Here is a 23,956-nt window from a genome sequence, read left to right as displayed (position 1 = left end):
TAATAAATTTTTAGATTATAAAATCATTGGAGGTACTGTTCATGCAAAAACAGGTTAAGATTTCAGGTAAAAGCAAAGAAAACATGTCACTATTAAAACACTTAAAAGGTGACGTACAAGGAAAAGAACTTGTTATTGAAGACAGTATTGTAAACGAGCGGTGGAAACAAGTATTAAAGGAAAAGATAGATATTGAACATGATCTTTTCAACTATCAAAAAAATCGTGAAATCAGTAAAGTCCCTTTTTTGCCTGTAGACAGATTAATAACCAATGATGAAGTGGAAGATATCTTAAATACATTAACTGAAGTTTTGCCAACTGGAAAATTTACGAGTGGCCCCTATTTAGAGCAATTCGAAAACGTTTTATCTACATATTTACATAAAAGGTATGTAATTTCAACAAGCAGTGGAACCGATGCTATTATGATAGGTTTATTGGCTTTAGGGTTAAACCCAGGGGATGAAGTTATCATGCCGGCTAATAGCTTTTCAGCTACTGAAAATGCTGTGTTAGCTTTGGGAGGCGTTCCTATCTATGTAGATATTAACCCACAAACATTCTGCATCGATCCTGACAAAATTGAAGAAGCAATAACTCCTTATACAAAGTTTATTCTACCTGTGCATTTATACGGAAAACATTCAGACATGCAGCATATCCGTCAAATCGCAAATCGTTATAAATTGAAAGTAATTGAAGATGCCTGCCAAGGAATTGGACTGACAGACTTAGGAAAGTATGCAGACATCACTACATTAAGTTTTAATCCCTATAAGAATTTTGGTGTATGTGGCAAGGCTGGGGCAATAGCAACTGATAATGAAGAACTCGCTAAAAAATGCATTCAATTTAGTTATCATGGTTTTGAAGTAAATGTGAAAAATAAGAAAGTCATCAATTTTGGATTTAATTCAAAAATGGACAATTTACAGGCAGCAATTGGTTTAGAGAGAATGAAGTACCTTTCATTAAACAACTTCAAAAGACTGTTCTTGGCGGATAGATACATTACCCAATTAGCAGAGTTGCAGAATAAAGGCTTTATTGAATTACCAGAATTAAGTGAAGATCATGTATGGCATCTGTTTCCTATTAAGGTGAGAACAGAAGATAGAGCAGATATCATGACTAAATTAGATGAAGATTTTGGTGTTCAAACAGATGTATATTATCCAATACTGTCTCATATGCAAAAAACTCCTTTAGTACAGGACAAGTATGCAGGACTCCCATTGGTTCATACGGAAAAGGCTCATAGTCAGGTACTGCATTTGCCTTTATATCCGTCATTTACTTTAGAAGAACAAGACAGAGTAATGGAGGGACTGTTTCATGTTATTAAGCAAGAAATCGGAGTATAAAACGTTATCCACGGTTGAACATCCTCAGTATATTGTTTTTTGTGATTTTGATGAAACGTATTTTCCGCATACAATCGACGAACAAAAGCAACAAGACATTTATGAACTCGAAGACTACCTAGAACAAAAAAGTAAAGATGGGGAGCTAATAATCGGATGGGTTACTGGGAGCAGTATAGAATCTATTCTCGATAAAATGGGACGAGGAAAATTTAGATATTTTCCGCATTTTATAGCTAGTGATCTTGGAACTGAAATTACGTACTTTTCAGAGCATATCTTCGGTCAGCAAGATAACAAGTGGAACAGTCGCATTAATGAAGGGTTTAGTAAAGAAAAGGTTGAAAAACTTGTGAAACAGCTGCATGAAAATCATAACATTCTTTTGAATCCTCAAACTCAATTAGGAAAGTCACGGTATAAGCATAACTTCTACTATCAGGAACAAGATGAAATAAACGACAAGAAAAACCTATTAGCAATTGAAAAAATCTGCGAGGAATATGGCGTTTCAGTAAATATAAATCGGTGTAATCCCTTAGCAGGCGATCCAGAAGACAGCTATGATGTAGATTTTATCCCCATAGGGACAGGAAAGAATGAAATTGTAACGTTTATGTTAGAGAAATACAACCTAAATACCGAAAGAGCTATCGCATTTGGGGATAGTGGAAATGATGTTCGTATGTTACAGACAGTAGGGAATGGATATCTGCTAAAAAATGCAACACAAGAAGCCAAAAACTTGCACCACCTTATAACTGATAGTGAGTACTCAAAAGGAATTACTAATACCTTAAAAAAATTAATTGGATCATGAGGAGGAAATTAAAATGAAGAAGATTGGCATCATAGGTGCAGGTGGTATTGCAAGAGCGCATGCAACTGCTTTATCTACAATAAAAAATGCAGAGTTAGTAGGGGTATATGACATAAATCAACAAAACGCGGAAAGCTTTGTGAAAACTTTCGGCGGGAAGTCATTTGAAAACGCAGATGAACTAATTGATGCCTCAGAAGGTTTAATTGTAGCATCACCAAACTTTTGCCATAAAGAACATGCTTTGCAAGCATTAGGAAAACATAAGCATGTTTTGTGTGAAAAGCCTATGGCTATTTCTCTTGAAGAAGCAAGCATAATGAAAGATACTGCTGAAAGGTTGAGCGTAAGAGCCAGTATGGGATTTAATTATAGATATTTATCTTACGTAAATATCTTAAAAAGCTTAATTATCAATAATGAACTAGGTAACATCCTGTCCATAAAAGTACACTTCAAGAAAAATAGTGCACTTAGACGCAAGAAATTTACTTGGAGAGATGACGCTAACAGTAGGAAGACGAGTGGTTCATTGGGGGATCTGGGTATTCACCTTATCGACATGGTATGGTATTTGTTTGAGAGTGATTTCATCACAGAATCAGTAAGGGCAAAGATGAACACAAATGTAAAAACAAAAGAGGATAAACAGGTACTAGTAGATGACTATGCAGAAATTTATGGCCAGCTGAAGAACAAGGTATTTGTAAATATCATCACATCAAAATGTTCTGTACCTGAAGACTGTGGTTTTAGCATTGAGGTAGTTGGACACAAAAAAGAGTTTAAATACCACACAGGTAATCCTCACGTTTACAAGCTCATAGATGGCTTGAACGTGGTAGACTGCCCAGTACCGCAAAGCCTATTAAACGATCCGCCAAACGAGTTTTATGGATGGGCTGATTCTTTTAGAAGCGAGTTAATCAATTGGATTGCATCAACTCAGAATGATTGGGTTGAGATCCCTACTTTTAGTGATGGTTTTAGATCTCAGGAAGTGTTAGAAATGTTCTTTGAGAAAGACAGCAACTCTCAACCAATGTCTGTTTCAGCAGTCAACTAGTATTTCAAAGAGAGAAGTTACTAAAAAAGCAGGAATTTACTTTCCTGCTTTTTCATATAGGGGTGTAATGAATGTTAAGAGGGACATATTTATTCGGATATGCTTTCTTTTTTACAGTAGGTATTATCCATATATCAACAGGGAGTTTGACACCATTTCTATTAGAGGCTTTTAACAAGACAACAGATGATATTTCGGTCATAATCTTCTTTCAGTTTACCGGATTTCTAAGCGGAGTATTAATCGCACCGTTAATGATTAAGAAATACAGTCATTTTAGGACACTTACTTTAGCTTTGACAATAATGCTTGTAGCGTTAAGTATCTTTTTTCTAACTAAGGATTGGTATTATATTGTTGTAATGGCTTTTCTCTTAGGATATGGGGCAGGCACATTAGAAACGACAGTTGGTTCATTTGTTATTGCTAATTTCGAAAGTAATGCAGAAAAAATGAGTAAGCTGGAAGTTCTCTTTGGATTAGGCGCTTTATCTTTCCCATTATTAATTAATTCCTTCATAGATATCAATAACTGGTTTTTACCGTATTACTGTATATTCACCTTTTTATTCGTCCTATTCGTAGGGTGGTTAATTTTCTTGTCTAAGAACCGAGAGTACGCTAAGAATGCTAACCAACAAGTGACCTTTCCAGATGGAGGAGCATTTCAATACTTTATAGGAGATAGAAAAAAATCAAAGCAATTAGGCTTTTTTGTATTTTTTGCTTTCCTATATGCCGGAATTGAAACAAATTTTGCCAATTTTTTACCTTCAATCATGATAAATCAAGACAATGAACAAATTAGTCTTATAAGTGTCTCCTTTTTCTGGGTGGGGATCATCATAGGAAGAATACTAATTGGTTTCGTAAGTAGAAGGCTTGATTTTTCCAAATACCTTCTTTTTAGTTGTAGTTGTTTAATTGTTTTGTTGATTGCCTTCTCTTATATAAGTAACCCAATACTTCAATTGAGTGGTACATTTTTGATTGGCCTAAGTATAGCGGGGATATTTCCCATCGCCTTAACACTAGCATCAATCATTATTCAGAAGTACATTGACGAAGTTACAAGTTTATTTATTGCCTCGGCAAGTTTCGGAGGAGCGATCATCTCTTTCTTAATTGGATGGAGTTTAAATCAGGATACGATCTTATTAACCATGGGAATATTTACAACTATGGCGGTCATTCTAGTAGGTATTTCTGTAAAGATTAGGAGAACTAAAACAGAAGACCCTATTTCACTTGAAAACAAAGCATCAAAAACACAGTAAAAAACGTATAAAATAAAGATACTAATAGACATATCGTATAAGCAGTGCAAATTCCTGAACATCTTGAATTTCATTCTTCAAGAGGAAATCTGATTTACGTTACAATCTTGAAAAAGAAAGAAGAAACGTGAAAAACACGCACCGCAGTGCGTGTTTTTTTATTTAAAAATGCTAGGAAGCCCCCCTTCAATTTCTTCTGACGACGGATACCATTTTGTCACCAGATCCCGAAACAGCCGTTCCGCAAAAAGAATCTCTTCCTCGGTATAGCGGTCAAAAAATGACAGAAAACGCTGTTCAGCCTTCTGATGATAATATTTGTGCAAACTGTGCAGCTTTTTTCCAGCAGGCGTCAATCGGAAGTAGACCTCCTTTTTATTATCGCTGAGCTGTGTTCTGTGAAGGAAGCCTGCGCCGAGCAATTTTGTGCAGATGCGTGATACAGTCGCTTTTGTCGTATTCATTTTTTCTGCTATCGACGTGACATTAATTGGTTCATTGTCCCCGACACAGGATAGAACATGAATTTCTGTCATCGTCAATTGAGATTTACTCCCGTGCTCTACATCCAGCTTCCTCAATTCGTCAGATAAAAAGGCTTTAATAAGCCCCTCCCATTTCTCCTGTTGATGAATGAGCTCCGCATACAATTCAAAAAGATTGCGTTTCGTATGATCTGTGTTCATCGGGTTTTCCATCCTTTTTCATTCGATTGTTTCTTCTATCATACCGTTTTGTTACAGATGAAACAATCGAATTGAATTATACTCGGCTGGTGACGGAAAACCAGCGGCTTATCCCTTTTGGAATCACCTCGGAACAATCGGGCGCTGATGCATCCACCGCCCAGGCTACATGTCCATCGGGACGAATCAATATGGTATGCACATCCCGCAACTTTTCATTCGGTTCTGCAAGCGAGGCGGTTACCATACGTAAGCCTTTCACTTCGATATGATCATCAGCTTCCTGCCTCAATGACAGCAAAACGAATGTCCCGTTTTGGAGAAAGCTGTACAGCCGTTCCGAATTGCCGTCGGAAAGAATCAGCTTCATGTCAGGGAGCCTTGCCCCGTTCAAACGATTCGGCGGCATGGTACGCTCAGCTTCATATCTGACATCGAGTGCAGAAATTTGCCCTGCTACATATCGATTCACATCAGGGAAGGCCAGCAGCTCCGACATCATGCTTCGCAAATGGAGGCCTGCTTGAGTGAAATCGATCAGCTTTGTCTGTGCCTCCGTGTTTCTGAGGAGCCCTTCAGCTGCCGGGTGCCGCTCGTCATGGTAGCTGTCCAAAAGCCATGAAGGCGCAGAGCCTTTGATGGCCGCCGCCAGTTTCCACCCAAGGTTCATTGCATCCTGAAGGCCGACATTCAGTCCTTGCCCGCCCGCCGGAAAATGAATATGCGCGGCATCACCTGCAAGAAAGATTCTGCCGTCCCGATACCGTTTCGCTTGGCGCGCGGCGTTCCCGAACCGCGACATCCACGAAGGGTCGCTTAAACCAAAGTCAGTTCCGCAAATTCGCAGGAGATCAGCTTTCAGCTCTTCCTCAGTCACAGGCACATCTTTCGGCATTTGTGTGCGATAAGGACTGATCACAACGACACGGTATCGGTCTGGAGATAACGGAACAATCATAACACCGCCCTCTTTTGTGCAAAGGGACAGCACGCCTGACGGCGGCGGAGAAAGGAGCGCCACATCCCCAAGCGCAGCGGTGACAGTGCTGTCTGTTCCCGGAAACTCAATTTTTGCCTGTTTCCGGACGGTACTCCCGGCGCCATCTGCCCCAACGGCAAACTTGCTTGTGATCGTCCGTACACTGCCGTCCCGATCCTTAAAAATCGTTTGGACCGCTTCCCCGTTTTGCGTAACCGACAGCGCCTCTGCACCCCGAAACACCTCTGTTCCCAGCCTTCGTGCATGATCTTCAAGCAGCTTTTCTGTTTTGGACTGCGGGAGCAAAAGCGTGTAAGGACAGCTCGTATCCAAGCCTGAAAAATCCAGACGGGTATCCAGCATTGAAAAATGTCCGGAAAGTATCTTGCTTCCCTTGGATACGAACCGCTCTAAAATCCCTCTCATCTCAAGGAGCTCCAGCGTTCGGGGATGCAGCGTCAACGCCTTGGAATGCGGAACAGGTTTTTCAAGCCGTTCAATCACACATGTTCCCACTCCGGCCATCGCAAGCTCAGAAGCCAGCATAAATCCAACCGGTCCTCCTCCTATAATCACTGCTTCATATTTCATCATCATTCACCACTCCTTTTGTTTCATACAAAACGAACAAAACCCAATAAAAATGGACTTTCAATCAAAAAAGTATATAATTTTTGTTACGAGCGTAACAATTTTGATTATAGCTCCTTACAAATTTTTTTTCAACACATTTTTCCAAACGGCATACAAAAAGACGCCTCTTCAGTTAGCGTCTTTTTATTCGGCATCAGAAATCACACCGACAATATTTTTTTCTCTTATTGGACCAAAATGCCGGCTGTCGAAGCTGTATATGCGATTATCTCCAACGACAAAATATTTTCCTTTCGGCACCTTGCTTGTTCCCGTCACATCTTTCAAAGAAAAATCACCCGTTACATGGCTGCCGGCAGAAACAGATTTCAAATGCTTCAAAAATGGCTCAGCAACCTGCTTTCCGTTCACATACAGCTGATCATCTTTATATTTGATCGTTTCACCGGGCAAGCCGATTACCCGTTTAATCAGCACTTTATGATCAGGGCCTTTAAAAAGGACGATGTCAAAACGATGGATGGTTTTAAATCGATGCGAAAATTTATTGACCAACAATTCGTTTCCTTCCTGGAAGGTCGGGTTCATACTGATGCCTTCTACCTTGTAATCAATAAAGACAGCATTTTTAACCTGAATGGCGAGAACAACGGACACTACACCGGCAAGAAACCAAAACCGTTTTTTCATGTTACTGTCTCCCTCCATCATGCTCACGCTGACTGACTCTTACATGCAGATACCGCTCCACTTTTTTGCCGACATACCATAAGACAGTGATCACCAATACGGCGATGACCGTTCGAATCGGCTGTGTAATCAGCGCGTGCAGATCATATCCGATGAAGCTGATCATAAAAATCATGACAAACTTCCCCGAGGCTGCCGCCAAAATAAACGGCCGCGTTCCGATCCTTGACAAACCGGCAACAACATTCACCGCGGCTGACGGTGTAAATGGAAAACAAAGCAGAAGAAACATGGGACCGAAGCCGTGTCTTTCCACCCATAACATCAGCTTTCTTACAGACGGATGACTGCGGATAAATCCAAGCAATTTTCTCTGTCCGTATTGACGGACAATCAAAAATACGAGAATGGAACCAGCAGTTGATCCCGCCCAAGACAGGATGAATCCTTCCCACAAGCCAAACGAGTTCGTATTCGCCACCACAAACACGATCAGCGGCAAAAACGGGAGAAATGCTTCAATTAAAGGCAGCAGCACAGCTATGAGCGGACCGAAAGCCCTATAGCTTTGAAATAATTCAGTTAAATGTTCTTGTGTCAAATAGGATAAAAAATGCTCCAACATTTATACTCCTTACCGGGTTTGTCTATCCTTATTCTACACATTATCAGCAGAAAACTAAAAAGTTTTGGTGATTTTTTCTGTCTTGAAACATTTCACCAGCCGATATAGAATACAAATAGAACAAACGTTCCCTTAGAAAGAAGGAGTCAATATGCCAAATCTGCAGGAGGAAATATACGATTTAATTGAACGGGCTCTCTTTTTGCCCATGGCCATTACGATTTTTAACCGTGATCTCGCCGGAATTGAAGAAAGCACATTAAAATTGAAGCATCCTTATAAACAGCTTATCAGCGAATCATTAAAAATAGCACAAAAGGATTTGATGGAGGTCAGAAAAGAACTGAGGAAAAGAAAAATTGCAATCCGCGAGACGGAACGCGATGAAGCCTTTACGCTCTATACATTTGTCATCGACGGTTATGAAGAAAACCATCGCTATTTTAATCCGCGAATCCGTGAGCAGGTCAGCGAATTATTAACATACTATCTATTTGCCCCGGACAGACTCCGAGCCTTTTGAATCATACTGCCCGTTCCCTCTTCGGGCGATTCAGAGCATTAATTTCAGACAATTCACACTATACAAACAAAATAAATTTATTTATAATTCGAACCACAGCCTTTCACCCTAAAAAGTGACATGTGCTGCCATATCTGCGACATCATTTTCATTACGCTTAGGCTTGTACACCCCAATCCTAAATAGAAGGAGGATTCTATGAAACTGATTCACGTTCTTGCCGCTTTGCCCTTTATCGGAATCTTACTCGGCATCCCTTTTGCAAATAAGGTGACCCCCTATGTGTTCGGCATGCCGTTTATTCTTGCCTATATTGTGATGTGGGCTCTTTTGACCTCTGCGCTGATGGCGATTGTGTATGTCCTCGACAAGGAAAATAAAAAGGAGGAAGCAGAATGAATGCAGCTCTCATCATCATTTTCGGTGTCCTGCTCTTGAGTATTTTTCTCGGTATACGCGCCCAAAAAGGAAAAGACATGAACCTGGAGCAGTGGACGGTCGGAGGGCGCGGCTTCGGAACTGTTTTCGTCTTCCTTTTGATGGCAGGCGAAATTTATACTACTTTTACGTTTCTCGGCGGCAGCGGCTGGGCCTACGGAAAGGGCGGTCCAGCCTTTTATATCATCGCCTACGGATGTCTGGCCTACATCCTTTCTTACTGGCTTCTTCCAGCAGTTTGGACGTACGCGAAACAGCATAAACTGATGTCGCAGTCTGATTTTTTCACAAAAAAATACAACAGTCCGCTGCTTGGCATTCTCGTTTCACTGGTCGGCATCGCCGCACTCATTCCCTATCTTGTACTGCAGCTGAAAGGCCTCGGGCTGATTGTATCGGAAACCTCGTACGGCAAAATCACCCCGACCGCCGCCATCTGGATCGGCGCTGTTTCCATCACGGTTTATGTTATGGTTTCAGGCATTCACGGGTCTGCCTGGATATCGGTTGTGAAGGACATCATGATTCTGGTTGTCGTTCTGTTTTTAGGTGTGTATTTGCCAATTCATTACTACGGCGGATTTCAAGACATGTTTCAGCAGATTGAAACGGCAAAGCCTGGCTTTCTTACGCTACCCGAATCGGGACAAAGTGTGGCCTGGTTCAGTTCAACCGTACTCTTGACAGCGCTCGGGTTTTACATGTGGCCTCACACGTTTTCCGCTTCGTATTCAGCCGAAAACCCAAAAGTGTTTCGTAAAAACGCCATCACCATGCCTTTGTACCAGCTGGTCCTGCTCTTCGTCCTTTTCGTCGGCTTCGCGGCTATCCTGCAAGTTCCAGATCTGAAAGGCGCAGACGGGGATCTATCGCTTTTGAAACTGTCTCTGCAAGCATTTGACCCTTGGTTTGTCGGAATTATCGGTGCTGCCGGACTGCTGACAGCACTTGTGCCAGGGTCTATGATCTTAATGTCCGCCTCCACGCTGTTTGCAAAAAATGTGTACAAGGTAATTGAGCCCCGCACGACAGAACAACAGGTATCGGCTCTTGCTAAGTTTTTAGTGCCGGTGATTGCGCTGATTTCGGTTTATTTTACCTTCAAAGGCGGGAATACCATCGTTACGCTGCTTTTGATGGGCTACAGCCTTGTCACACAGCTATTCCCCGCCCTTTTGTTCAGCCTGCTCAAGCATAATATGGTGACAAAACAGGGGGCCTTCGCCGGCATTATTGCAGGTGTTGGAGCAGTTACTTATATTACAATGACGGAAACGACCATCGGCACTTTATTTCCGGCGCTGCCGCAAGCCGCAAAAGACTTGAATGTCGGCATCGTCGCCCTGCTTTTGAATATCACGGTCATGATGGCAGTCAGCCTTATGACAAGGAAGGCGAAAAGCGCTGCGGCCGATCAGGCTGCATAAGCAATAGAAAAAGCAATCTGGTCATCAGATTGCTTTTTCTTGTTTAACGTTCACAGGCGATAAGATCTTTATCGCGGTCTTTATTTTTATTGGCATCATAAAGCGCCTTAGAGACGTAAGGCTTGTACTTCGTTTTTCCGCCTTTGTTTTTCACCTTCGATGTGCGGGCCACCCCGCCTTTGTATACTTTGTTTAGCTCCTTGCAGTTCTTATAGACCTTCACCTTTGTTTTGGCTTCTGCCACATGGTCAGCTCCGTATGAAAAACCGAAAACGAGACCGAGTGACAGCAAAACCGCGGCAGCTTTTTTCATGACGATTCACTCCCCCAACACCCAATATTTAGTTGATTTATAGATCGAATTTATCATAATTCATATAGTCTTATTTGACAAGATAAATATGGAAGAAGTCTTTGTTTTTTCTTGTTTTCTTTTTCCTTCACTATTCAAACTGCCAAAACATGTTTTTCTGCTTATGCTCAGGGGTACACATACGAATGTACACCAAACAGAAAAGGAGCGTTGATGATGTCTGATTCAAATCTTACGAATCCTATAAAAGCATTTTTTCATGATGAATTTCCTGAACAATATCAAGAGCCGCCAGGCCTGCAAAAGAACATGAAGCCTGTCCCTGATTGCGGAGAAAAAAGCTACAAAGGATCAGGTAAACTAACGGGTCGAAAAGCGCTTGTCACGGGCGGCGATTCCGGTATCGGCCGCGCTGCCGCGATTGCTTACGCCAGAGAAGGTGCCGATGTGGCCATTAACTACTTGCCCGAGGAACAGCCAGATGCTGAAGAGGTAAAAGAGCTGATTGAAGCAGAAGGCCGAAAAGCAGTGCTGATCCCCGGAGATTTGAGCGACGAATCCTTTTGCCAAGATCTAGTCAAACAGTCGCATCACAAACTCGGCGGACTTGATGTGCTAGCGCTCGTTGCAGGCAAACAGCAAACGGTCGAAAACATCGAAGATCTGCCTACTGAACAAATCTATAAAACATTTGAAGTGAACGTCTTTTCCCTTTACTGGGTTGTAAAAGCGGCGCTTCCGTATTTGCCGGAGGGAGCTTCAATTATCACAACTACCTCAGTTGAAGGCTATAATCCAAGCCCGATGTTGTTAGATTACGCAGCAACAAAAAACGCCATTATCGGCTTTACCGTTGGACTGGGAAAACAGCTTGCTTCCAAAGGCATCAGAGTAAATTCAGTTGCACCCGGACCAATTTGGACACCGCTGCAAATTTCCGGCGGACAGCCGACGGAAAACATCCCGAAATTCGGACAAGGCACGCCGCCAGCTCCATTAAATCGCGCTGGTCAGCCAGTGGAATTGGCCGATGTTTATGTATTTCTAGCTTCAGAGAATTCAAGCTATGTGACATCTCAGGTATATGGCATCACCGGAGGAATTCCGACAGCATAGCTTTATGAAAGGAGCTGCCCTGTTCGGTCAGCTCCTTCCTATTTTTCTAATACCGCTCCCCGAGCTCACGCAAAATAAAATCATAAATCATCTTCGTCCGCTCTTCTTTCGGGTACAGCATAAATTCCTGCCTTTTCGGAACGCGGTGGTCGATTCTGTCTTGGAATTTGGTTCTAAGCCACGCTGTCCGGTATACCTGGTTTTCGAACGAATTATAGGAAATCGGCAGCTCCATCGTTTTCCCATTCGAAAACGTCACTTCCGTATCGTCGAATTCAGTCGCTTTGAATTCTTTTACATGCACATGGGAAATCCAGCCGCATTGGGGTCTTGTCGAAGAAAGTGTAGGGAATAAAAAGATTTGGTTCGAAGGGTCCACCATGATCGGCGGCTTGTGTGAAATTTTTGTCACTTCATAAGTTCCTGCTTTTCTTCCCGCATAGCTTGATCCAAAAAATCGGCAGCTTCTGTCGACAATTTGCAGCGGCTTCATGTTGACATAAAACACGCAATCTTTTTCAATAATTCTGGAACAGATTTTGCCGTCTATTTCTTCTGGCAGCACGGCAATTGTTGCGCCGTTCACTTCATACGATTCTAAAGGTGCGTCTGTTTTCTGACTCATATTATGGCCTCCATCCTTTTTCTGCAAAATTTATACTAATAATCTATCATCTGTTTTTGTAAAACGACAGGTTTTTTTAACATTTAAGATAAAATCATCTTTTAATGATATTTACTGGTACTAAATGACTAGTAATAAACCGATTTTACTTTCATAAGATTTGCCGGTTTACGGCATTTTGCAGGATATGTCGATAGATTGCCAAGTATTAGTTGTCTAAAAATTATAAAAATTTATTGATTTTTTCGACCGTTATCCATATACTATAAAAAAGGCATTGGGGGGATTCTTTATGAAAGAGAAAAAATCGTACACTGAGCTCATGAAGTCCCGCAACACGCAAAAAACAAAAGAATTCGATGTCACAATGACGGATATTTACATTCAAATGGTGCTCGATGAATCCTTGTATAACCGTCGGCTTGCCATGCTGACGGACCAAATTAACAAAGCCTTGGACGAAAAAGATAAAGATGCGTTTCTTACGCTCTCTAAAGAATATGCAGCGCTCAAGCAGAGCGAATAAGCCAATCCTTCAAGGATTGGCTTTTTATTATCCGTTCACAATTGTTCCGCCATTGACGTGAATCGTCTGCCCTGTGACGTATGTGGAATCGTCGCTGGCAAGGTATAGATAGCTTGGCGCCACTTCGACCGGCTGTCCCGGGCGTTCCATCGGCACGTCTGAACCAAACACTTCCACGTCTTTTGCGGCAAAGCTGGCCGGGATAAGCGGTGTCCAAATGGGACCCGGTGCCACTGCATTGACCCGTATGCCCTGCTGAACAAGCGACTGGGAAAGGGACCTTGTAAACGTAACGATCGCGCCTTTTGTCGCTGAATAATCGATCAGCGTTTTATTGCCTTTATAGGCGGTAATTGAAGCGGTATTAATAATAGAGCTCCCTTTTTTTAAATGAGGCAGCACTGCCTTTGTTAAGTAAAACATGGAAAAAATGTTTGTTTGGAAGGTTCTCATCAGCTGGTGGCTGGTGATTTTTTCAATGCTGGGCTGGACATGCTGCTCAGCTGCATTGTTAACCAATATATCAATGGATGGAAACACTTGGCTTGCCTGCCCGACCACATCATTGCAAAACGCTTCATCCCCGACATCTCCTGCAATCAGCAGGCATTTTACCCCTTCCTTTTCTACATACTGCTTTGTTTCCTCGGCGTCCTGATGTTCATTCAAATACACAATGACCACATTAGCCCCTTCTTTTGCGAATAACACCGAGACAGCGCGTCCAATCCCGCTGTCTCCTCCAGTAATAATAGCGGTTTTGCCCTCTAATTTTTTCGCTTTCTTCGGCTTATCAAAAACCGGACGCGGGTCCATCAGATATTCAAAACCAGGCTGCTGGTTCTGGTGCTGAGGCGGTAATGTTTTCTTTTTTTGATTCGCCAATGAAATCACTCCTTTTCAACCTTATTATGTTATGAACAATGCCTGCTTCCTATGTATGAAAAGATAGAATATGGAAAAATTAAGAATAAATCTGATTGGAGGTATAACGGCTTGGCTAATCAACATTTTGCAAAGGAAGCACCTGAAACATACTGGAAAACATCAACTGACCTGCCTTCTTTTCCTGCGCTTCAAGAGGACACTGAATGTGACGTCACCATTATCGGAGGCGGGATTACGGGAATCACAACGGCATATGAACTTACGAAGAGAGGCTTCCGTGTCGTTTTGATTGAAGCAAATCAGGTTCTTAACGGAACCACTGCACATACAACTGCTAAAGTTACCGCACAGCATGACATGATATACGACGAATTTATCCGCCATTTCGGATTAAACCATGCGAGGCTTTATTATGAAGCAAACCAAAACGCAATTGATTACATAAAAGGCATTGTGGATGAACATCAAATTGATTGTGAATGGATCGAGCAAGACGCATATCTTTATACGGCAAATGAAAACGCTGTTCAAAAAATCCGCACCGAGCATGAGGCATACACAAAGCTCGGAATTGAAAGAGACCTTATCAAGGATCTTCCAATTCCCTTAGGTTCTAAGCTGGCGCTTGTCATGAAGAATCAAGCTCAATTTCATCCGCTTCAATACTTAAAAGCGCTTCTGGAGCAAATTGTTCAAAAAGGCGGCCGAATTTATGAAGAGACCGTTGCGCTTGATATCAAAAAAGGCGAAAGGCCCGAAGTGGTAACAAAAAGCCGGCACGCCATTAAGAGCCGCTTTATCATATGCTGTTCCCACTTCCCTTTTTATGACGGAGGCGGATTATATGCTGCGAGAATGTACTCCGACAGATCTTATGTCCTTGCCATCAAGCCGAAGATCGAGTATCCCGAGGGCATGTATTTGAGTATCGATCAGCCGTCAGTGGCGCTCCGCTATACGGTTGTAAACGGTGAAAAGCTGATTCTCTTCAGCGGAGTAAGCCATAAAACAGGCCAGGGAAAAGCCATGTCTACACATTATGAAACACTGAGACAACTGGCCGAAAGCTCCATCGGCATCGAAAGCATTCCATATTATTGGTCCACACAAGATCTAGTGACGATCGACAAAATCCCGTTTATCGGGCCGATGTCGGAAAATGAGGACAATATTCTAGTAGCGACCGGGTTCAAAAAATGGGGCATGACGTCCTCAGCAGTCGCAGCCACTCTATTGTCAGACCTTGTGGAGAAAAAAGACAATCCATACGAAAGCATTTTCACTCCGTCCCGTTTCCATCTGAATCCCGGGTTGCAGAAAGTGATTTCCTACAATGCCGATGTCGCCAAGCATTTGATTAAAGGAAAGCTTGAAAAGCCTGATGTCCAATTTGAAGACATTTCGCCAGGAGAAGGGAAAGCCGTCACCATAAACGGCAGGCGAGCGGGAGCATTTCGGGATGAGACAGGCTGCCTCCATCTCGTTGATACGACTTGTACCCATTTAGGCTGCGAGGTCGAGTGGAACGACAGTGAGCATACGTGGGATTGTCCGTGCCACGGGTCACGCTTTAAGCCATCTGGCGAAGTTGTAGAGGGTCCGGCCATTAAACCATTAAAACAAATAGATCTCGATTAAACCGTTCATTTTAATGAACGGTTTTTCAAATATTTTTCATCTGCAGCTTCATTCATGTTTCCCTTGGCCGATAAAAAAGAAAAAGGCTTAAAAAGCCAAAAAGTAAAAATTATATTTTTCCCAAGGGGGATCATTGTATTGTTATTTAAAAAAGACAGAAAACAAGAAACAGCTTACTTTTCAGATTCAAACGGACAGCAAAAAAACCGCATTCAGCTCACAAACAAACATGCAGATGTCAAAAAACAGCTCAAAATGGTCAGGTTGGGAGATGCTGAGCTTTACGTGTTAGAGCAGCTTCAGCCACTCATTCAAGAAAATATCGTAAATATCGTTGATGCGTTTTATAAAAACCTTGACCATGAAAGCTCATTGATGGATATCATTAATGATCACAGCTCAGTTGACCGCTTAAAACAAACGTTAAAACGGCATATTCAGGAAATGTTTGCAGGCGTTATCGATGATGAATTCATTGAAAAGCGTAACCGAATCGCCTCCATCCATTTAAGAATCGGCCTTTTGCCAAAATGGTATATGGGTGCGTTTCAAGAGCTTCTTTTGTCAATGATTGACATTTATGAAGCGTCCATTTCAAATCAGCAAGAACTGCTAAAAGCCATTAAAGCAACAACAAAAATCTTGAACTTAGAACAGCAGCTTGTCCTTGAAGCGTTTCAAAGCGAGTACAACCAAACCCGTGATGAACAAGAAGAAAAGAAAAACCTTCTTCATCAGAAAATTCAAGAAACCTCTGGATCGATTGCCAATCTGTTTTCAGAAACAAGCAGATCAGTTCAAGAGCTTGTGGACAAATCTGAAGGCATTTCTCAAGCATCCAAAGCCGGCACTGTAACATCCAGCACTGTTGAAGAAAAGTCGATCGGCGGAAAAAAAGAGCTAGAAGTCCAGCAAAAACAGATGAACAAAATTGACACAAGCCTTGTCCAAATCGAAAAAGAAATGGTCAAGCTGGATGAAATCGCGCAGCAAATTGAAAAAATCTTCGGCATCGTCACAGGCATAGCTGAACAAACAAACCTTCTCTCGCTCAATGCATCTATTGAATCCGCCCGCGCCGGAGAACACGGCAAAGGCTTTGCTGTCGTGGCAAATGAAGTGCGGAAGCTTTCTGAGGATACGAAAAAAACCGTCTCTACTGTTTCTGAGCTTGTGAACAATACGAATACACAAATCAACATTGTATCCAAGCATATCAAAGACGTGAATGAGCTAGTCAGCGAAAGTAAAGAAAAAATGACGCAAATTAACCGCTTATTCGATGAAATCGTCCACAGCATGAAAATCAGCAAAGAGCAATCAGGCAAAATCGACGTCGATCTGCAAGCCTTTCTTGGAGGACTTCAGGAAGTCAGCCGCGCCGTTTCCCATGTGGCCGCTTCCGTTGATTCGCTTGTCATCCTGACAGAAGAATAACCATCAAAAACCGGTCTGCGATACGGCCGGTTTTTTTGCGTTCATTATGTAAACTTAAATTAAAAATCAGTTGACATAATAATTACCTGCATTTATTGTATAACCATATTTGATTACTGTTTGGAGGATTTCACATGCTGAAATTAATCGACATGATGCATATTGCTATTTTCACCGCGCTGATGGCAGTGCTCGGCTTTATGCCCCCTCTCTTCTTATCCTTTACACCTGTTCCGATTACATTGCAAACGCTTGGTGTCATGTTGGCAGGCAGCATCCTCAGGCCAAAGTCTGCTTTCTTAAGCCAGCTTGTCTTTTTGCTGCTCGTCGCCTTCGGAGCGCCGCTGTTGCCCGGCGGACGAGGCGGTTTTGGTGTGTTTTTCGGACCGAGCGCAGGCTTTTTGATTGCTTATCCCCTCGCTTCATGGCTGATCAGTTTAGCCGCTAACAGGCTGCGGAAGGTGACAGTATTGCGTCTCTTTTTCACTCATATCGTATTCGGCATCATCTTTATTTATCTGCTTGGTATACCGGTACAAGCTTTTATCATGCATATTGATTTGTCACAGGCCGCCTTCATGAGCCTTGCATATGTGCCTGGTGATTTGATAAAAGCGGCTGTATCTGCATTTCTGGCGATAAAAATCACTCAAGCCTTGTCTCTTTCTGATACGATGTTTACAAAAGGAGGATGACACTACATGACAATTACTCATACCTATTCATCTACTGCCGAAACATCGCCCGGCCGTGTAGCGATCCAGACTGAATCGGAGCAAATCACGTACCATGATTGGGATCGGCTTGTCTCTCAAACCGCAAATTGGCTGCGGTCACAGCCGAGCATGCCGAATCGTGTGGCGATCCTGCTCCCAAATAGTCTGGCGTTTTTACAGCTGTTTGCCGGAGCCGCAGCGGCTGGATGCACAGCCATTCCCATCGACACACGCTGGAGCCCGGCTGAATGTAAGGAGCGGCTGTCCATAAGCAATGCGGATCTTGTGGTTACTTTAGCCTTTTTCAAAAACAAACTGACAGATAGCCAGACACCTGTTGTTTTGCTGGATAACTGTATGGCAGATATTTCTGAAGCAACCGCTGATCCCTTGCCTACCATTGATCCGGAGCACCCTTTTTATATGGGATTTACGTCGGGCTCGACAGGAAAACCGAAGGCCTTTACGCGATCTCACCGCTCATGGATAGAGAGCTTTACCTGTACAGAAACAGATTTTTCGATTTCATCAAATGACACGGTATTGATTCCCGGGACGTTAATGTCCTCTCACTTCTTATACGGGGCAGTCAGCACTTTGTTTCTCGGAGGAACCGTTTGTTTGCTGAAAAAGTTTTCTCCTGCCAAAGCGAAGGAATGGCTGTGCCGTGAATCCATCAGTGTTCTCTATACCGTACCGACGATGACAGACGCCCTCACAAGGATTGAGGGTTTTCCCGACAGTCCCGTCAAAATCATCTCATCCGGCGCAGACTGGCCGGCAGAATCCAAGGAGAAGCTTGCCGCTGCATGGCCTCATCTCAAGCTGTACGATTTTTACGGCACATCAGAGCTTAGTTTTGTGACGTTTTCTTCACCGGAAGACAGCAAACGGAAGCCGCATTCAGCGGGCCGCCCTTTTCATAATGTCCGGATCGAAATCCGCAACGCTGGAGGAGAGCGCTGTCAGCCAGGGGAAGTCGGAAAAATATTTGTCAAAAGCCCGATGCGGTTTTCCGGCTATGTGAACGGCAGCACACCAGATGAATGGATGACAGTGGATGATATGGGCTACGTTGATGAAGAGGGCTTTCTATACATATCAGGAAGAGAAAACGGGATGATCGTGTACGGAGGATTAAATATTTTCCCAGAAGAAATTGAACGTGTGCTTCTCGCCTGCCCAGAGGTTGAAAGCGCGGCTGTCGTTGGCATTCCCGACGAGTATTGGGGAGAAATCGCTGTAGCTGTCATTCTTGGAAACGCTAATGCCAGAACACTGAAAGCCTTGTGTAAACAGAAATTAGCCTCCTATAAAATTCCGAAAAAATGGGTGTTTGCAGACAGCTTGCCGGAAACGAGCAGCGGAAAAATTGCCCGTTCCAGAGTGAAAAAATGGCTGGAAGAGAGTGTACAGTATAAATGAATGCGGTTATTGTTGATGCAAAACGAACGATCTTTGGAAATCAAAACGGACTGCTGAAGCCCTTCCTGCCGGAGGATTTGGCGGCTCCCATCATCCGCTGTCTCAGCCGAAAGCTAGAGGATCAAGTTGACGAGGTCATTCTCGGAAACGCTACCGGCAGAGGCGGCAACCTGGCCAGGATGTCAGCCCTTCAAGCCGGACTGCCTTTATCGGTTCCCGGAATGACAATTGACAGACAGTGCGGCTCAGGCCTTGAAGCTGTGCGCTATGCCTGCAGCCTTATTCAAGCGGGAGCCGGCACGATGTATATCGCGGGCGGCTCAGAAAGCAGCAGCCAATCCCCTTTTTCAGAACGGGCCCGCTTTTCTCCAGATGCGATCGGCGATCCAGACATGGGCATTGCGGCAGAATATACGGCTGCACGCTATTCCATCAGCAGAAGCATGCAGGATGAGTACGCGCTTCTCAGCCATCAACGCAGCAGGAACGCGCATGATGAAGGATTTTACCGTGAAGAAGTTGTTGCTCTCGGGGAATTGGAGACGGACGAAGCATTTTTGAAAACGCGGCCAATAGAAGCGATTATTCCCCGTGCAAAGCCGGTTTTCGACACCAGCTCCGGAACAGTCACAGCAGCCAACAGCAGTGGCATAGCAGACGGAGCAGCGGCTCTTTTGGTAATGGAAGAAGAAAAAGCGGCAGCCCTGGGACTTAAGCCTGTTCTCCGGTTTATCGGCAGCGCTGTCAGCGGGATTCACCCCAACTATCCGCCCGCGGCACCGGTTGATGCGATCCGTAATCTCTTACATACACACGATGTAACACCTGAGGATATCGGTTTATTTGAAATCAATGAAGCCTTTGCCGTCAAAATTTGTGTCTGCTCGCAAGAACTCGGCATTCCCTTTTCAAAAATCAATGTGCGCGGCGGCGCATTAGCTCTTGGCCATCCATACGGTGCATCAGGTGCAGCTCTGGTAACCAGATTGTTTTATGAAGCGAAAAGACGGACAGACTGTCAATATGTGGTTGCAGCCATCGGAAGCGGCGGCGGAATTGGACTGGCTTTATTATTTGAAGTTCTTGCATAGGCTTTTTCATAGGACACACGCTTTCGATTTAGTATAATAGCGATATGAATAAAGTCAGGAAGGGGATTTTATGACAGCCGTTTGTTTAGTAAGACATGGAGAAACCGATTGGAACCTGCAGCAAAAATGCCAAGGCAAAACCGATATCCCGCTAAACGCAACAGGTGAACGCCAAGCAAGAGAAACCGGAGAATATGTAAAGGACTTTTCTTGGGATGTTATTGTGACGAGCCCGCTGAAAAGAGCGAAAAGAACCGCGGAAATTATTAATGAATATCTGCATCTTCCGATAGTCGAGATGGATGATTTTAAGGAACGCGATTACGGCGACGCGGAGGGCATGCCGCTGGAGGAACGGACAAAGCGCTATCCAGATAACATCTATCCGAATATGGAAACCTTAGAAGAACTCACGGACAGGCTGATGGGCGGTTTGGCAAAAGTGAACCAGGCGTATCCAAACAAGAAGGTGCTGATCGTGGCGCACGGTGCGGCAATTCACGCCCTGCTGACAGAAATATCCGGCGGTGACCCGGAGCTTCAAAGCACCCGTCTCGTCAACGCCTGCCTCAGCAACATTGAATTTGCAGAAGAAAAATGGCGGATAAAAGACTATAATATCAACAGCCACTTATCCCGCTTTATCAAATAAGAAAAAGACAGGCGTTTGCCTGTCTTTTCTTTTATTTCTTAGCAGCCGGCATCTCTTTTTGAAGCTCGTCCAAAATGGCATTCGCCCCGTCTACACTGCGGCGCAGAGACCACACCGCACGATCCACGTGGTATACATGCCCGTTTTTCACTGCCTTCAGTTTTTTCCAAAGGACATTCTTTTCGATCGGGCGTTTACCGTCGGCGTCGAGGTCATCTGTTTTTCCTGTCATCAGGATGATCACATCCGGATCTGTTTTCAGCAGCTGCTCCAGTGTCATTTTCATATTCACAGAGTCGCCGCCATTGCTTGAATCGCTATTGCCTGACGTACTGATTGCATATCGATAGCCGACCTGTGTTAAAAGTCTCGATGTAAAGAAGTTTTCATCCCTGGCCATAATGGTATCATTTGTATTTCCGATCAAAAGCACGGACTGGCTGTTCGCGCTGATTTTCTGCTTTGTCTCGCTAAGCTTTTCTTCATGCGCCGTCAGCTTTTTCTCCATTTCCTTCTCCTTGCCGACTGCTTTTGCAATCGTAAGCGAAGCGTCAATTGTATCCTGATAATCAGCATTTAAATTATTAAGTGCAATCGTCGGCGCTATTTTTTTCAGCTGATCGTACACCTTCTTATGCCGGGTCGTGTCAGCAATAATTAAATCGGGTTTTAATGAAGCGATTTTTTCCATGCTTGGCTGTGAGCGAGTGCCGACAGATGTGTAGCCGTCAATTTTCTTCAGCACATCCTTGTTGATCAGCTGCTTCGCTTTGTTGTCATCGGCAACCCCGACAGGCGTAATGCCGAGATCAAGCAGTGTATCAATAAAACCTAGCTCAAGAACAACAACCCGCTCCGGATGCTCAGGCACATTTGTCTTCCCTAAATCATGTGTTACCGCCACTTTATGGTCTTTACTGTTTTGATTGCCGCTTGAAGACGAGCAAGCAGCCGTTAAGACAGAAAGAAGTAAAACTGTAAGAATAATCAGTGTTTTTTTCATATGTTCCAGTCTCTCCTGTTGGTAGTTTCTATGGTTAAGATGTCCAAGAGTAGTATAACACGGAATGAGAATCATTATCACCAATTATTTTTTAAATGGGAAGAGAAAGTTCGGCTTACAGGAAAATCTTGTTTCACGACACAGCAGTTCAGCAGCTGAACATCCTGTCCACAAAAAAGCTTGCAGAAAAATAACATTCTCTGCAAGCTGATCCTGTTAAAGCTTCACAATCACTCTTCCTTGAATGCGATTTTGCAAAATATCTTTTAACGCACCCGGCGTTTCTTCCAATGATACTTCCCTGTCCACGATGGTCAGCAGCTGATCAGGCTTGAGATCAGAAGACATGCGCTCCCAAACAGCGGCTCTGACGTCCATCGGACAGTATACTGAATCGATTCCGAGCAGGCTTACTCCGCGAAGAATAAAAGGATACACCGTTGCCGGAACTTCTCCTCCGCCGGTTAAGCCGCTCACTGCGACAGATCCGCCGTATTGAATTTTGCTTAAAAGCGAGGCAAGCTGTTTTCCGCCGACTGGATCAACCGCTCCCTGCCATTGCTGCTTGGACAGCGCCTTAAGCGTTCCGTCATAGACATCTTCCCTGCTGATTACTTCGCTTGCACCAAGCTGTTTCAAATAATCAGCCGCCTCCCGGTTTCCGGTACTTGCCACCACATCATAGCCCCGCTTGTTCAGCATCGATACCGCAATTCCGCCGACACCGCCAGTTGCTCCTGTGACTAGCACGCTGCCTTTTTCCGGAGACAGACCGTTCTGTTCAAGCCGATGCACTGATAACGCCGCAGTAAATCCCGCCGTTCCGTACACCATCGCTTCTTTTAACGAAAGATTCTGTGGCAAAGGCACCAGCCAGTCACCAGGCACAGAAGCGTATTCACTTAATCCGCCATCACGGGAGACACCGAGCTCATAGCTTGTCGCGATCACCTCATCCCCCTCCGCAAAACGCGGATCATTGGAAGAGACGACCGTACCCGCAGCATCAATGCCTAAAATAAGCGGATACTCTCTGACGATATTGCCTCCTGCTTTTCCGGCCAGACCATCTTTGTAATTAATGCCGGAATAAGCAACTTTAATCAAGACACCATCCTTCGGCAAATCCTCTGTTGATATGGTTTTCACATGGACTGAAACATCATCGGCATTTTTTTCTGCCTGCAATGCTTGAAATAACGTTGACATTCGGCACACTCCTTTTCATTTATATCGTAACCGAAGAACGTTCAAAAAACCAAATCATCAAGCCGCCATTTTCACTTCGCCGGCACATTGAGACAATAATGGACAAATCCGGTATCCTCTTCATAGCCGTTTTGCTCATACAAGCTTCTTGCCTTCCGGTTGTGGTGCTCAGTCTGAAGTGTTAAACATTTTGCCCCGTTTTCCTCTGCATAATCCTTTGCGGCAGAAAGCAGCCGGCCGCCGGCTCCCTTTGTACGCGCATGAGGAACGACAAATAAGTCATTTAATATGTAGATCCTTTTCATTGACACAGAAGAAAACGTTGGATAGAGCTGGGTAAACCCTATGAATTCTCCATTTTCTTCTGCTATCAAAATAACAGACTCGTGATTTTCCAAACGAGCTTTCAAATAAGCCTCCGCCCCTTGCAAATCGGATGCCTGTCTATAAAATTCCCGATATTGGTTAAACAGCGGCGTAATGGCCGCCGAGTCTGATGTCTTTGCTTGGCGAATGTTCATCTTATTTCTTCCTTCCTCTCAATAATTTTTTCATTCTATCCATTTTCTGTAAAGTTTATTTTTCAGAATACTTTTATCATCATGCTTTGAAAAAATATCACGATAATATCCATTGTTCTCACGGAAGCATATGCAGGTCATTTGAACGAATTTTTTCGACAGGAATTTGCCGGGACTCAGGAGCATTTAACCTAAAAAAGCATGACATTTCAGCATAATGAACATTTACTCATGTCTATTTTCGTTCTTTTCTGTATGAAAATAGTTATTTCGAGTCTCTACGGAAATAGCGAGAGATGATATA

25 protein-coding genes are annotated in these 23,956 nt (G+C 43.6%); 15 read left to right on the top strand and 10 right to left on the bottom strand.

The genetic code is table 11. The features are described from left to right. Positions 1-41: 41 nt before the first annotated feature. From ntdA to glcP, 4 genes are all read left to right on the top strand, one after another. Positions 42-1,367 (top strand): 3-dehydro-glucose-6-phosphate--glutamate transaminase, encoded by a 1,326-nt coding sequence (gene ntdA, locus NYE20_RS05760; protein WP_161621468.1) that lies wholly within the window; start codon positions 42-44, stop codon positions 1,365-1,367. After that, positions 1,339-2,187 (top strand): kanosamine-6-phosphate phosphatase, encoded by an 849-nt coding sequence (gene ntdB, locus NYE20_RS05755; RefSeq protein WP_161621467.1) that lies wholly within the window; start codon positions 1,339-1,341, stop codon positions 2,185-2,187. The genes ntdA and ntdB overlap by 29 nt, the downstream gene beginning before the upstream one ends. Positions 2,188-2,200: 13 nt before the next feature. Then, on the top strand, positions 2,201-3,253 hold the full coding sequence (gene ntdC, locus NYE20_RS05750) for a glucose-6-phosphate 3-dehydrogenase NdtC (RefSeq protein ID WP_161621466.1): 1,053 nt from the start codon (positions 2,201-2,203) through the stop codon (positions 3,251-3,253). Positions 3,254-3,324: 71 nt separating this feature from the next. Beyond that, the gene (gene glcP / locus NYE20_RS05745) at positions 3,325-4,530 is read left to right on the top strand and encodes a glucose/mannose transporter GlcP (protein ID WP_161621465.1); all 1,206 of its coding nucleotides are present in this window, start codon (positions 3,325-3,327) and stop codon (positions 4,528-4,530) included. Positions 4,531-4,688: 158 nt separating this feature from the next. Here glcP and NYE20_RS05740 read toward each other — a convergent pair whose 3' ends face one another. The 4 genes from NYE20_RS05740 to NYE20_RS05725 all read right to left on the bottom strand — a co-directional run bounded on the left by NYE20_RS05740 (position 4,689) and on the right by NYE20_RS05725 (position 8,104). Continuing rightward, the gene (locus NYE20_RS05740) at positions 4,689-5,216 is read right to left on the bottom strand and encodes a MarR family transcriptional regulator (RefSeq protein WP_134991607.1); all 528 of its coding nucleotides are present in this window, start codon (positions 5,214-5,216) and stop codon (positions 4,689-4,691) included. A 76-nt stretch (positions 5,217-5,292) separates the two neighbouring features. Next, entirely contained in the window at positions 5,293-6,792 is a 1,500-nt protein-coding gene (locus NYE20_RS05735; RefSeq protein WP_339184751.1) for a monooxygenase, read from the bottom strand. Between the two features lie 180 nt (positions 6,793-6,972). Then, a complete protein-coding gene (gene lepB, locus NYE20_RS05730; protein WP_043857244.1) occupies positions 6,973-7,479 on the bottom strand; it encodes a signal peptidase I in 507 nt (168 codons plus the stop codon). A 1-nt stretch (position 7,480) separates the two neighbouring features. Then, positions 7,481-8,104 carry a TVP38/TMEM64 family protein gene (locus NYE20_RS05725; RefSeq protein ID WP_249851149.1) on the bottom strand — a complete coding sequence of 208 codons (624 nt, stop codon included), beginning with the start codon at positions 8,102-8,104 and terminating at the stop codon, positions 7,481-7,483. A gap of 151 nt (positions 8,105-8,255) precedes the next feature. On the opposite strand from NYE20_RS05725, the gene NYE20_RS05720 reads away from it, so the two are divergent. From NYE20_RS05720 to NYE20_RS05710, 3 genes are all read left to right on the top strand, one after another. Continuing rightward, positions 8,256-8,627 (top strand): hypothetical protein, encoded by a 372-nt coding sequence (locus NYE20_RS05720; RefSeq protein WP_014476361.1) that lies wholly within the window; start codon positions 8,256-8,258, stop codon positions 8,625-8,627. A 198-nt stretch (positions 8,628-8,825) separates the two neighbouring features. After that, on the top strand, positions 8,826-9,026 hold the full coding sequence (locus NYE20_RS05715; RefSeq protein WP_003224377.1) for a DUF3311 domain-containing protein: 201 nt from the start codon (positions 8,826-8,828) through the stop codon (positions 9,024-9,026). Further along, a complete protein-coding gene (locus NYE20_RS05710; protein ID WP_339184747.1) occupies positions 9,023-10,492 on the top strand; it encodes a sodium:solute symporter in 1,470 nt (489 codons plus the stop codon). Before NYE20_RS05715 ends, NYE20_RS05710 begins: the two co-directional genes overlap by 4 nt. Before the next feature lie 43 nt (positions 10,493-10,535). Here the strand turns inward: NYE20_RS05710 and NYE20_RS05705 are convergent, their stop codons facing one another. Further along, the gene (locus NYE20_RS05705) at positions 10,536-10,805 is read right to left on the bottom strand and encodes an excalibur calcium-binding domain-containing protein (protein WP_021479615.1); all 270 of its coding nucleotides are present in this window, start codon (positions 10,803-10,805) and stop codon (positions 10,536-10,538) included. A 216-nt stretch (positions 10,806-11,021) separates the two neighbouring features. Here NYE20_RS05705 and NYE20_RS05700 point away from each other — a divergent pair, with 216 nt between their 5' ends. Further along, entirely contained in the window at positions 11,022-11,921 is a 900-nt protein-coding gene (locus NYE20_RS05700; protein ID WP_161621463.1) for an SDR family oxidoreductase, read from the top strand. Positions 11,922-11,967: 46 nt separating this feature from the next. On the opposite strand, the gene comK is transcribed toward NYE20_RS05700, so the two are convergent. Continuing rightward, positions 11,968-12,546: a competence transcription factor ComK gene (comK, locus tag NYE20_RS05695; protein WP_029317573.1), complete on the bottom strand. Its 579-nt coding sequence runs from the start codon at positions 12,544-12,546 to the stop codon at positions 11,968-11,970. A 292-nt stretch (positions 12,547-12,838) separates the two neighbouring features. Between comK and NYE20_RS05690 the strand changes: the two genes are divergently transcribed. Continuing rightward, positions 12,839-13,072, top strand: a complete 234-nt coding sequence (locus NYE20_RS05690) for an IDEAL domain-containing protein (protein WP_003233142.1) — start codon at positions 12,839-12,841, stop codon at positions 13,070-13,072. Positions 13,073-13,099: 27 nt separating this feature from the next. Here the strand turns inward: NYE20_RS05690 and NYE20_RS05685 are convergent, their stop codons facing one another. Further along, positions 13,100-13,957, bottom strand: coding sequence for an SDR family oxidoreductase (locus NYE20_RS05685; RefSeq protein WP_021479616.1), 858 nt, complete (start codon positions 13,955-13,957; stop codon positions 13,100-13,102). 111 nt (positions 13,958-14,068) lie between these two features. Between NYE20_RS05685 and NYE20_RS05680 the strand changes: the two genes are divergently transcribed. From NYE20_RS05680 to phoE, 6 genes are all read left to right on the top strand, one after another. Further along, entirely contained in the window at positions 14,069-15,598 is a 1,530-nt protein-coding gene (locus NYE20_RS05680; protein ID WP_049140685.1) for an FAD-dependent oxidoreductase, read from the top strand. Positions 15,599-15,736: 138 nt separating this feature from the next. Next, complete coding sequence (gene hemAT, locus NYE20_RS05675; protein ID WP_064671445.1) at positions 15,737-17,035, top strand: heme-based aerotactic transducer HemAT; 1,299 nt, start codon at positions 15,737-15,739, stop codon at positions 17,033-17,035. Between the two features lie 134 nt (positions 17,036-17,169). Continuing rightward, on the top strand, positions 17,170-17,730 hold the full coding sequence (locus NYE20_RS05670; protein ID WP_003233151.1) for a biotin transporter BioY: 561 nt from the start codon (positions 17,170-17,172) through the stop codon (positions 17,728-17,730). Positions 17,731-17,736: 6 nt separating this feature from the next. After that, positions 17,737-19,176: an acyl-CoA synthetase gene (locus NYE20_RS05665; protein WP_128747007.1), complete on the top strand. Its 1,440-nt coding sequence runs from the start codon at positions 17,737-17,739 to the stop codon at positions 19,174-19,176. Continuing rightward, positions 19,173-20,267 (top strand): acetyl-CoA C-acyltransferase, encoded by a 1,095-nt coding sequence (locus NYE20_RS05660; protein ID WP_049140683.1) that lies wholly within the window; start codon positions 19,173-19,175, stop codon positions 20,265-20,267. Before NYE20_RS05665 ends, NYE20_RS05660 begins: the two co-directional genes overlap by 4 nt. 70 nt (positions 20,268-20,337) lie before the next feature. Next, a complete protein-coding gene (phoE, locus tag NYE20_RS05655) occupies positions 20,338-20,919 on the top strand; it encodes a phosphatase PhoE (RefSeq protein WP_128747006.1) in 582 nt (193 codons plus the stop codon). Positions 20,920-20,950: 31 nt separating this feature from the next. On the opposite strand, the gene NYE20_RS05650 is transcribed toward phoE, so the two are convergent. From NYE20_RS05650 to NYE20_RS05640, 3 genes are all read right to left on the bottom strand, one after another. Continuing rightward, positions 20,951-21,922, bottom strand: a complete 972-nt coding sequence (locus NYE20_RS05650; protein ID WP_046160241.1) for an ABC transporter substrate-binding protein — start codon at positions 21,920-21,922, stop codon at positions 20,951-20,953. A 216-nt stretch (positions 21,923-22,138) separates the two neighbouring features. Further along, a complete protein-coding gene (locus NYE20_RS05645) occupies positions 22,139-23,131 on the bottom strand; it encodes an acryloyl-CoA reductase (RefSeq protein WP_003233163.1) in 993 nt (330 codons plus the stop codon). Positions 23,132-23,202: 71 nt separating this feature from the next. Further along, positions 23,203-23,652 (bottom strand): GNAT family N-acetyltransferase, encoded by a 450-nt coding sequence (locus NYE20_RS05640; RefSeq protein WP_128747005.1) that lies wholly within the window; start codon positions 23,650-23,652, stop codon positions 23,203-23,205. Positions 23,653-23,956: the final 304 nt, after the last annotated feature.

The organism is Bacillus sp. FSL R5-0416 (genome assembly GCF_037975425.1).
Taxonomy (GTDB): Bacteria; Bacillota; Bacilli; order Bacillales; family Bacillaceae; genus Bacillus; species Bacillus subtilis.
Note: the sequence above shows the minus strand (reverse complement) of the source record. Positions and strands in the feature narration are given on the sequence as shown.